We start from the raw sequence: 10,459 nt of genomic DNA on the forward strand, positions 1-10,459 counted from the left end.
TTTAATCTGTGGGTCTTTTAATAACCTTATATTAACATAAAAGCCGAATGAATCTTAATGATCACATTCGGCTTCTTCAATATGTACGTAAATTGAGCACAAAGTAAAATACCCGAAATTAATCGCAATGCGATTAACTTCAGGTATATTTTTGTCTGCTCAGTGAATCATACAATTGCGTGTTATGAACGTAGGGATTTTTAATGGGAAATTAAATTACCACTTACGTTTACGTGCAGCTTCTGATTTCTTTTTACGTTTAACGCTAGGTTTTTCGTAGAACTCGCGCTTTCTAACTTCTTGAATTGTACCACTTTTTGATACAGTACGTTTGAAGCGGCGAAGAGCATCTTCAAGCGATTCGTTTTTGCGAACGACAGTTTTTGACATCTCTCTTTCCCTCCCTCCGAACACACGTCAATACACAAATAGGCAAATAACCATCTGTTGTGTACTAAAGAATTATATCGTATTGTCTAATAATGGTCAATAGAAAGTGCACGAAATAATATCGAGAATTTTTGGTTTTTTTTCTTTAGGAATTTTCGACTTACATTTTGACCACAATAAACATAAATATTGTTACCTAAAAATTAAGGGTTTACAAAAAATAGAAAAAGGGCGTAGAATTATCACATTCAATTATATATCAGCCAAATCTCAATAATTTTCGAGAACGGAGGACCCAGTATTTTGGGGTTAATTCTGCATTTGCAGAAGGAATGAGAAACTCTTTCGCCATTCTACCCGTCAGCTAACTTCGTCGGCTAAAAGCGAAGGAGGTCATGTTTAGACCACCATTAACTAGTATGTGTTTTATGCCTAAATCATCTGGAAGCATACTAAAAATAGTTGGTCTTTTTATTATGTTTTTTTAAAATCTTTATCCAAACATTGAGGAGAATAAGATGAAAACAATTAAAAAGAAATTAAATCCTCCTAAAATACTTGTGCTGGGTTTTGCAACTATTATCCTAATTGGAACATTTTTGTTAACTCTTCCTATTGCAACGGAGAATGGTCAGGGACTTTCATTTTTAGACGCCTTATTTACCGCTACTTCTGCAACGTGCGTAACAGGACTGGTTGTTGTAGATACTGGCGATACATTTTCTACATTTGGAGAATTAGTTATTTTATTTCTTATCCAAATTGGTGGATTAGGTTTTATGACGTTTGCAACATTAGTATTTTTACTATTAGGAAAAAAAATTTCCTTAAAAGAAAGACTTTTATTAAAAGAAGCCTTCAACAATATTACAATGGCTGGTCTTGTTAGACTGGTTAGAAGAATACTACTATTTACTGCAGTAATTGAATTTATAGGTGGTTTAATTTTATCTATCCGTTTTTCGTTCGATATGCCTGTAGGTAAAGCTATATATTTTGGCTTCTTTCATTCCATCTCGAATTTTAATAACGCTGGATTTGATTTAATGGGAGGCTTTAATGGGTTGACCGAATATGTAGACGACCCATTTATCGTTTTAACTATTTGCGCTCTTATTACAATCGGTGGCTTAGGGTTTATCGTCATAAATGAACTCTATGAATATCGGGAAACAAAACGCCTTTCTGTGCATTCAAAAATCGTATTAACTACAACGCTTATTTTAACAGTTGGATCGACGATTTTAATTTTCTTATTTGAATATGGAAATAGTAAAACCCTTGGACCTTTGTCTGAATGGGGCAAAGTTCTTGGTTCATTATACCAAGCTGTTACTCCAAGGACTGCAGGCTCTAATACCCTTCCTATAGCAGACTTAACACAATCTACATTATTTTTAATCATCCTGCTGATGTTCATTGGAGCAGGTTCTGGTTCCACTGCTGGGGGAATAAAAATAACAACCTTCGCACTTTTGGTTGCTACGATGTGGTCACAAATTAGAGGAAAAGAAGATGTTGTCCTCTTTAGACGTAGAATAGTTAACGAAACAATTTTAAAAGCTTTAACAGTGACAATGTGTGGAATGATGATTGTTATACTCGTCACGTTTGTCTTAAGTATTACCGAGCAAGGACATAACTTTATGATGTATTTATTTGAGGCCACCTCTGCTTTTGGTACAGTTGGACTATCGATGGGATTAACTCCAGAGCTATCACCTGGTGGTCGTCTAGTCATCATACTTACAATGTTTGCAGGTAGATTAGGTCCATTAACAATTGCTTTTGCCATAGCAAAACGACGGAAATCTGAAGCATTCCGTCATCCTAAAGGTAATATTATGATTGGGTAATCACGATAAAGGAGAGTAGAGTGCAATGACTATCAAACAATATGCTGTAATTGGCCTAGGTAGATTTGGAACAAGTATAGCTCGCAAATTACATGAGGCTGGGCAGGAAGTGTTAGGAATCGACATTAATGAGGAAAGAGTCGAAGATGCCGAACTATATGTTACACATGCAGTAGTCGCTGATTCGACAGAAGAAAAAGCTCTTACCGCTTTAGGAATAGGCAATTTCGATTATGTCATCGTGGCAATAGGCAATGATATGCAGTCGAGCATTTTAACCGTATCATTATTAAAAGAACTCGGAATCAAAAAAGTGATTGCAAAGGCTCTTGGAAAAAGACACGGGCAAGTTTTAGATAAAGTAGGAGCAGACTGGATTATCTATCCTGAACGAGATATGGGAGAGCGAGTTGCCAATCAGCTTCTCTCACCCAATATGCTAAACTATATTGAATTATCAAAAGAATACAGTATAGAAGAAATTATGATTCCTTCAAAGATGGCTGGACAAAATCTTCGAGATTTAGATCTTCGTGCGAAGTATAATGTAAGTGTCATTGCCATTGTTCGAGAAGGGGACATTATCATTTCTCCCTCCCCTGAGCAGATTATTGAAAAGGAAGATTTATTAGTAATGATTGGTCATCGGAAGGATCTTGCTTTATTTGCCAATATTGAATAATAATCAAATAGGCTGTGTCAAAAGGAGTTTTCTTTTGAACCAGCCTATTCACCTCTTTTAAAAGACCTTCTTGCTATCCCTATCATCTTTTAAAATCTCTACAGCCTCTCTGAAACGTAGAGAATGGACGATTTCTCGTTCACGTAAAAATTTCAAGCTATCATTCAAATCAGTGTCATCTGATAAATCAATAATCCACTGATATGTCGCACGTGCTTTTTCTTCTGCTGCAATATCCTCATACAGATCAGCAATCGGATCCCCTTTAGCCTGAATATATGTTGCCGTAAACGGTGATCCAGCCGCATTCTGATAAAATAATGCCCTGTCATGATTGGCATAGTGCTCTCCAAGACCAGCTTCTTTTAACATCTCTGGAGTTGCATCCTTCGTGAGTTTATAAACCATCGTGGCAATCATTTCTAAGTGGGAAAATTCCTCTGTCGCTATATCAGTTAACAATCCCACCACTTTATCAGGGATAGTATAGCGTTGATTCATATAGCGAAGTGCTGCGGCTAATTCTCCATCTGCCCCTCCATACTGCTCAATTAAATACTTAGCTAGCGTAGGGTTACATGTACTCACCCTGACAGGATACTGGAGCTTCTTTTCGTAATACCACAAAAAAATTCCTCCTAGTTACTCATAATCAATGATGCCTCCGCATAATTGCGTCCGGAATCGGCATTGTGCTTACCCAAAGAACTCCTTCCCGATTCCGTGACATCCGCCGAGGTTTCACTTACGTTACTAAAAACATCTATAGCTTTCGATACAAAACATTTGTAGCTGGCGTTACACTTTCGCTACCAAAACATTTGTAGCTGACGTTGCACTTTCGCTACCAAAACAATTGTAGCTGACGTTGCACTTTCGCTACCAAAACATTTGTAGCTGACGTTGCACTTTCGCTACCAAAACATTTGTAGCTGACGTTGCACTTTCGCTACCAAAACATTTGTTGAAAGAAGTCAGACTTGCCATGGCCAAGGTGTATCAATCCAATTAAAAGGATAATTTGAATAACTTCTCCCAAAATTCATAAGTGGACCAAATTTTTGCTCAAAATCAACCTTAAGTTGCATACTTTTCTCAGTATTTTCATTAAATTGCTGAATGGCAGCATAATCGTGAGGGTGAGTATCTAAGTAAAGATTTAATTCTACTATTACAAAATCTATTGCTTGTATTTCTTCCAATAACGTATAAAATTCAGGCGGCATCTCCTTACTCATGCTTCATCCCTCCTTTTTGGGGATTTGGATAGGGGCTAAATAATTGGGGCCAAAGCGTTCCAGATTTAAGTGCTTCTCTTGGGGTTGGATATTGTGGTAATCCAGGCTGTTGAAAATTTATATACAATTGTGGTGGTGTAGAAAAACTTTTAACCCTGATAGGCGGACATGGATCGAATGGGCTAATATAAGGCTTCCAATACTTATATTGCGTAAACATAGCATCCTCCCTTCTACAATCAATTACATCAGTGGAGTATATGAAATAGATTAAATTTTTATTCAGTTTCGTGTGAGGCTTATGGGGCGTTTATCTAACAGATTGTTCAATTAGAGAAAATGTCTGTTGAACTTGTTTTCGAACGAACTAGAAAACTTCCGTCACGTATAGTGTAGTTACTGGAGATACAGGCCGGCTATAATTGCCGATTTTTTAGTTTTAGTGGTGGAACTTGTCCCGTTAGCGGCGATGTTTTTGATTTTAGCGGCGGAACTCGTCACTTTACCGGCGTTGTTTTTACTTTTAGCGGCGGAACTGAGGTCACTTTACCGGCGTTGTTTCACTTTTAGCGGCGGAACTCGTCACTTTACCGGCGTTGTTTCACTTTTAGCGGCGGAACTCGTCACTTTACCGGCGTTGTTTTCACTTTTACCGGCGGAACTCGATCCTTTACCGGCGTTGTTTTCGATTTTAGCGGCGGAATTTGTACCTTTACCGGCGTTGTTTCACTTTTAGCGGCGGAACTCATCACTTTACCGGCGTTGTTTTCGATTTTAGCGGCGGAACTTGTCCCGTTAGCGGCGTTGTTTTCACTTTTAGCGGCGGAACTCATCACTTTACCGGCGTTATTTTTGATTTTAGCGGCGGAACTTGTCACTTTACCGGCGTTGTTTCACTTTTAGCGGCGGAACTCGTCACTTTACCGGCGTTGTTTTCACTTTTACCGGCGGAACTCGTCACTTTACCGGCGTTGTTTTCACTTTTACCGGCGGAATTCGTCACTTTACCGGCGTTATTTTCACTTTTAGCGGCGAAACTCGTCACTTTACCGGCGTTGTTTTCACTTTTACCGGCGGAACTCGATCCTTTACCGGCGATTCGTAATTTCATTAGATTTGCCTTTAACTGTAATGTTGAAATATTCCACCCCTCATTCTTAAGAGTGAAAATTATAGTAGAACACTCAAGGCGAATGAAAAAAATCAAATTCTAAATGAAAAACGGGGCTAGTTCATAACGAACAGCCCCGTAACACTTACAATATAAGGATTTTTAAATAACATTAATAATTAGAATCTGCAATTAATCCATTCATAATAGCTACACCAGAGCTTGCTCCAATACGAGTTGCTCCAGCTTCAATCATCTTTTTCATATCCTCTAAGCTTCGCACACCACCAGAAGCTTTTACACCTAAATCAGGTCCAACTGTTTTACGCATTAAAGCAATATCTTCTGCTGTTGCGCCACCTGTAGAGAAGCCAGTTGATGTTTTCACATAATCAGTACCTGCTGCCACTGCTAGTTCACATGCTTTTACTTTTTCTTCATCTGTTAATAAGCATGTTTCAATAATAACTTTTACAAGCGCGCTATCTTTTGCCGCTTCAACAACTGCAGCAATATCCGCTTGTACAAGGTCATAGTTTTTATCTTTTAATGCGCCGATATTAATAACCATATCTACCTCTTTAGCACCGTTTGCAATTGCATCTTTTGCCTCAAATGCCTTAACTGTCGGAGTATTAGCACCAAGAGGGAAGCCAATTACAGTACAAACTAAAACATCTGAGCCTTGTAAAAGCTCGCTGCTATATTTTACCCAAGTCGGATTTACACAAACAGAAGCAAAGCTAAATTGTTTTGCCTCTGCACAAAGTTTTTCAATTTGCTCTTTTGTTGCTTCAGCCTTTAATAAAGTATGATCAATCATACGCGCGAAATTTTGTTCCATCAATTAGACTCTCCTTCTATCAACAAGTTGTACGTACCTCTCTCGCATCATAACATTTTTTTACGTTGTCGTCTAATTTCTTTCTAAAATTAGATGAATTCTAAATATTATAGAAACCAATATATTAATGAACTTGTGGTGCAAATTTTCGCATTTAGATTGATGTATGTTTCTCAATTGACCCTTGATTTAGTTTTTTATCTAATAAGGTTTATATTTCATTAGAATCTTTATCTAATTTAGTCAATAATATAGTAAAACACCGTCCAAAGTGAACGGTGTTTTCTTCATAGTTACCCTATTTTATTTTACAGTTTCTAATACACGCACAAATTGCCCTTTAGAATGAGGATATCCAGCTTGGGTAATTTTCACCTTCACAAGCTGACCGATTAGGCTTTCAGGACCTTCAAATACTACTTTTAAGTAATTATCAGTATAACCTGTTAAAAGCCCTGCCTCACCGCTTTCATCATGCACGAATTCTTCAGGTATTACCTCTAGCACTTGATCTTCAAAGCGAGAAGAATATTCCTTCGCTAATTGATCATTTAAAGCGATTAATCGGTGAACACGTTCGTTTTTAATATTTTCGTCAATTTGGTCCTCCATGCGCGCAGCTGGTGTACCTGTACGTGGAGAGAACGGGAATACGTGTAATTCAGAAAACTTATGGTCACGAATAAAGTTATATGTTTCCATGAACTCTTCCTCAGTTTCACCTGGGAAACCTACGATTACATCAGAAGTGACAGCCAAGTCTGGTAAAGCTTCATGTAGTTTAGTTAAACGTTCACCGAAGAACTCCATTGTATACTTACGTCGCATACGTTTTAAAACTGTATCAGAGCCAGATTGGATTGGAATGTGTAAGTGGTTAACAACGATATTTGATTCACGTAAAACTTCAATCACTTCATCTGTTAATTGACTTGCCTCAATCGAAGAAATACGAAGGCGTTTTAAACCTTTCACATTTGCCTCTAAATCACGTAGTAGCTGGGCTAAATTGTAATCTTTTAAGTCTTGTCCATAGCCACCTGTGTGAATACCAGTTAGAACAATTTCAAGATACCCCGCATCCACTAGTTGTTGTGCTTGGCTCAAAACTTCCTTAGGATCTCGAGAGCGCATTAACCCACGTGCCCATGGAATAATACAAAACGTACAGAAGTTATTACAGCCTTCTTGTATTTTTAAAGATGCGCGTGTACGGTCTGTAAATGCAGGCACGTCTAATTCCTCATACACACGATTTTTCATAATATTGCGTACAGCATTAATTGGTTGGCGTTCAGTAAGATATTGGTCTATGTAGCCAAGTAATTTTGTACGATCCTGTGTTCCTACAACAATGTCAACACCAGGAATCGCCATAATTTCTGCTGGAGAGGTTTGAGCGTAACATCCTGTAACACAAATAACAGCGTCTGGGTTTTGACGAATAGCTCGACGGATAACTTGACGTGATTTTTTATCCCCTGTATTTGTTACTGTACATGTATTAATGACATAAACGTCTGCTTGACGATCAAACTCCGTACGTTCATAGCCTTCTTCTTTAAATAACTGCCAAATCGCTTCTGTTTCATAATGATTTACTTTACAACCTAGAGTATGGAAACTCACGATTTTTGGTCGCTCGTTACTCATAATATATATCATCCTTTCAAGAGTACACTACAATAAATTAAATTATCAACGTGTCTTATAATAGCACAAATAAATATAATGAGCCTAGCTTTTTGGCTAGTCTTATTAAAAAACAGGCACCACAAATTAAGTATCTACCAATGGGAGGCATTTTATTTGGAGCAAAATTGATCATTTTGTCCTTGCAGCTCCATAAAAACGAGACTTCTTCTACTGCCCTACTAATACTCTAAATTACATCCTCTGAATGTAGAATCAATATTTAAGACATATCTAAATAAATAAACCGTTTTTTATTGTGCGTTCAGTAAATTTGTTCAAAATATTTTTGTAAACTGTTAAATACAATTCTACAATCCACAAGATCCCCCCAATTACATCGGCATTAGAAATCTCACAAAAAAATCCCATTGGTTATTAAATTGCAAAAGGCAGTTAAATATTAGATTCAACTGCCTACTCAAATATTGAATTTTTATTAGTGCCCATTAAATATTACATGGTTATTTTTTTGATTACATTTTTTGGCAATAAACTACCCTTTTTTCTTGTTCTACTCCTCTAAAAACTAGAGCTATTAAGGACTCACAGGAGGAGTAAGCCCTAAAAGATTAGGAGTTATTACATTAGTGCCTGCTCCAAGGCGGATTTGTTGAACTTGCAGTACTTTTACAGTAAGCTCTAGTACGATTTTTTCACGTAATGTGCTGAAAGTACTTTCTGGTGCTGCCATAATTGGTGAAAAATCAAGTTCAAAGAAGTTTGCAGCTACTAATTCGCCAAATGGTTGTTCATTGTATTTAACGAGATTTTGGAAGAAAGCCTTATCCAATCGAGCATCCATTTGCGTTTTTTCATTAAGGAAGTTCGCTTCGGCAAACTCAGAAATTCCTAAGATTGGAGTAGTACCTCCTGGTGTTTGTGGGAAAGCAAGGTCTGTAAAACCTGAAAACTGAACATCAGCAATTCTATCTCGAAGTGCCCCATTACATGCTGATGAAGCATATTCTATATTTTTGCGAATATGTCCCGCTACAAATAATTTAGCTCTTGTTACCCTGAAAAAGTCAGTGCCATCAATACGTAAAAAGCTAACAGGTACTAGTTTAACTTGATTTAGGAATACATTTTTTTTCACTCTTTTGATTTCAGTTGCTGCAGGAGTAAGGGTAATATCTGACTCCACAACTATTTGAAGTGTTGGTTCCGCTAGTACAACTGGAACTTTAATAGTTGGAGTTGTAAGCGGTGTAGCGACTACTGGAGTAGTAGCATTAGTTAATGGTAATTGTTCAGTTGATGCTACTGGGCAAGGCTCGCAATGATTAACAGGACTATCTAATTTACTTTCCAATTGTTCACTCACAAAAAAACCTCTTTTCATTGTTTTTATGAGACATCTCTCATATCGCTAGAATATGTAGCGATTTAATCTAAACATGGACATATACACTAGTTTTTTTAAAAAGAGTTTTTTGAGCAGAGAGATAAGCTTCAAGTATCCTCTAGATCCTTGGCACTCGAATATTCTGTACTTGTAGCATTTGAATGATTAATTCTAATACTATGTTTTGACACATTTGATTTACATGAATAAATGACTCATTCTGTGCAGGTGCATTCTGAGTGTGAGATGCAGTATATTCAATCCCCTGATGAATATAACCTTCAATATATAAATTTCCCTTCAATGCTGAACATGTCCCATTACCTAATGATTGTGAAAACTGATTAGGAACGAATCTACAATTGGTTAATACTACCTCATTCGAGATATCTTTAACTCCCACAATTCCTTTTTCGAATACTATATTCTCTTCAAGGCATATTTCTATTTTATATTCCCCTACTACAACTGGAACTCTAATGTGCATAAAGTCATCTGAACTGTAAGAGTGATTATTTGTTTCTCCTTGTTTAAGTGATTGTGTGTTATGTAAGGGCATTCCAACTGATTTAGATGGATAACTCTTCTGATTATGTTTATCATAAGTATCAGTTTTCATTAAAAATATAATTTCATTAATTTTTGAGTGAACCAACCGACAATCAGGCTGTTCAGGATAATCCATTGTAGTACTAAATAGTTTGGTTTCAAATTGAGGAGAAAGATGATTGTCTAGATCAAGAAAATCAAATGTATTTTTAGCAATCTCACCACAGATAGGAGCATGAAGAAAATCATCAATTTCCACGTGAGTAGAAATTAGAATTTTTTTTGTTATAGAACATACTTTTCCTTGCACTGACCCAGTAGATTCACTATCATGACCCGCAGGATTGTTTTTCTCCAACTCTTCTGTATCAATAGGACTCATAATTTTATCCTCCCCGTTGGATTCAGAAGGACTTAAAAATTCACGATTAGAGTCTAGTTGAGATGCAAAATCTTGTTCTTCCACAAGATTGGTTCCTTTTACCTCATCTATATCAAGCGGATCATTCACTTCATCTTCAACAACAATTTCAGAAGGGATAGGTAGCTCACAATTGGAACCTAGATGCGCTGCAAGGTCCTGTTCCTCTACAGGATTGGGATTTAGATGAGCTGTAGAATCTTGTTCTTCTACAGGATTGGGATCTAGATGAGCTGTAGAATCCTGTTCTTTTACAGGGTTGGGATCTAGATAAGCTGTAGAATCCTGTTCTTCTACAGGATTGGGATCTAGATGAGCTGTAGAATCC

At 37.1% G+C, this 10,459-nt stretch carries 12 protein-coding genes and 1 riboswitch; of the genes, 3 read left to right on the forward strand and 9 right to left on the reverse strand.

Features of this window, described 5'->3' with window-relative positions; genetic code table 11:
• Positions 1-216 precede the first annotated feature (216 nt).
• The gene (gene rpsU, locus QRN68_RS25715; protein WP_004227078.1) at positions 217-390 is read right to left on the reverse strand and encodes a 30S ribosomal protein S21; all 174 of its coding nucleotides are present in this window, start codon (positions 388-390) and stop codon (positions 217-219) included.
• A 251-nt stretch (positions 391-641) separates the two neighbouring features.
• Positions 642-784, forward strand: a riboswitch (cyclic di-AMP (ydaO/yuaA leader).
• A 124-nt stretch (positions 785-908) separates the two neighbouring features.
• Here rpsU and QRN68_RS25720 point away from each other — a divergent pair.
• Positions 909-2,246: a TrkH family potassium uptake protein gene (locus QRN68_RS25720; protein ID WP_285400211.1), complete on the forward strand. Its 1,338-nt coding sequence runs from the start codon at positions 909-911 to the stop codon at positions 2,244-2,246.
• A 25-nt stretch (positions 2,247-2,271) separates the two neighbouring features.
• The gene (locus tag QRN68_RS25725; RefSeq protein ID WP_285400212.1) at positions 2,272-2,928 is read left to right on the forward strand and encodes a potassium channel family protein; all 657 of its coding nucleotides are present in this window, start codon (positions 2,272-2,274) and stop codon (positions 2,926-2,928) included.
• Positions 2,929-2,985: 57 nt separating this feature from the next.
• Here the strand turns inward: QRN68_RS25725 and QRN68_RS25730 are convergent, their stop codons facing one another.
• The 3 genes from QRN68_RS25730 to QRN68_RS25740 form a co-directional block, all read right to left on the reverse strand.
• On the reverse strand, positions 2,986-3,555 hold the full coding sequence (locus QRN68_RS25730; RefSeq protein ID WP_285400213.1) for a manganese catalase family protein: 570 nt from the start codon (positions 3,553-3,555) through the stop codon (positions 2,986-2,988).
• A gap of 347 nt (positions 3,556-3,902) precedes the next feature.
• Positions 3,903-4,166 carry a spore coat protein CotJB gene (locus QRN68_RS25735; protein WP_285400214.1) on the reverse strand — a complete coding sequence of 88 codons (264 nt, stop codon included), beginning with the start codon at positions 4,164-4,166 and terminating at the stop codon, positions 3,903-3,905.
• Positions 4,159-4,386, reverse strand: coding sequence for a spore coat associated protein CotJA (locus tag QRN68_RS25740; protein ID WP_285400216.1), 228 nt, complete (start codon positions 4,384-4,386; stop codon positions 4,159-4,161). The genes QRN68_RS25735 and QRN68_RS25740 overlap by 8 nt, the downstream gene beginning before the upstream one ends.
• Before the next feature lie 249 nt (positions 4,387-4,635).
• On the opposite strand from QRN68_RS25740, the gene QRN68_RS25745 reads away from it, so the two are divergent.
• Positions 4,636-4,902 (forward strand): hypothetical protein, encoded by a 267-nt coding sequence (locus tag QRN68_RS25745; RefSeq protein WP_285400217.1) that lies wholly within the window; start codon positions 4,636-4,638, stop codon positions 4,900-4,902.
• Between the two features lie 138 nt (positions 4,903-5,040).
• Here QRN68_RS25745 and QRN68_RS25750 read toward each other — a convergent pair whose 3' ends face one another.
• The 5 genes from QRN68_RS25750 to QRN68_RS25770 all read right to left on the reverse strand — a co-directional run.
• Positions 5,041-5,277 (reverse strand): hypothetical protein, encoded by a 237-nt coding sequence (locus QRN68_RS25750; RefSeq protein ID WP_285400219.1) that lies wholly within the window; start codon positions 5,275-5,277, stop codon positions 5,041-5,043.
• Positions 5,278-5,449: 172 nt separating this feature from the next.
• Positions 5,450-6,121, reverse strand: coding sequence for a deoxyribose-phosphate aldolase (gene deoC / locus QRN68_RS25755; protein WP_285400221.1), 672 nt, complete (start codon positions 6,119-6,121; stop codon positions 5,450-5,452).
• Positions 6,122-6,424: 303 nt separating this feature from the next.
• Complete coding sequence (gene mtaB / locus QRN68_RS25760; RefSeq protein WP_285400222.1) at positions 6,425-7,774, reverse strand: tRNA (N(6)-L-threonylcarbamoyladenosine(37)-C(2))-methylthiotransferase MtaB; 1,350 nt, start codon at positions 7,772-7,774, stop codon at positions 6,425-6,427.
• A gap of 577 nt (positions 7,775-8,351) precedes the next feature.
• Positions 8,352-9,140, reverse strand: coding sequence for a CsxC family protein (locus tag QRN68_RS25765; RefSeq protein WP_285400223.1), 789 nt, complete (start codon positions 9,138-9,140; stop codon positions 8,352-8,354).
• A 139-nt stretch (positions 9,141-9,279) separates the two neighbouring features.
• A partial coding sequence (locus tag QRN68_RS25770) for a BC_2427 family protein (protein WP_285400225.1) occupies positions 9,280-10,459 on the reverse strand: 1,180 nt, incomplete at its 5' end.

This window comes from Lysinibacillus sp. fls2-241-R2A-57 (assembly GCF_030209535.1).
GTDB lineage: Bacteria > Bacillota > Bacilli > Bacillales_A > Planococcaceae > Lysinibacillus.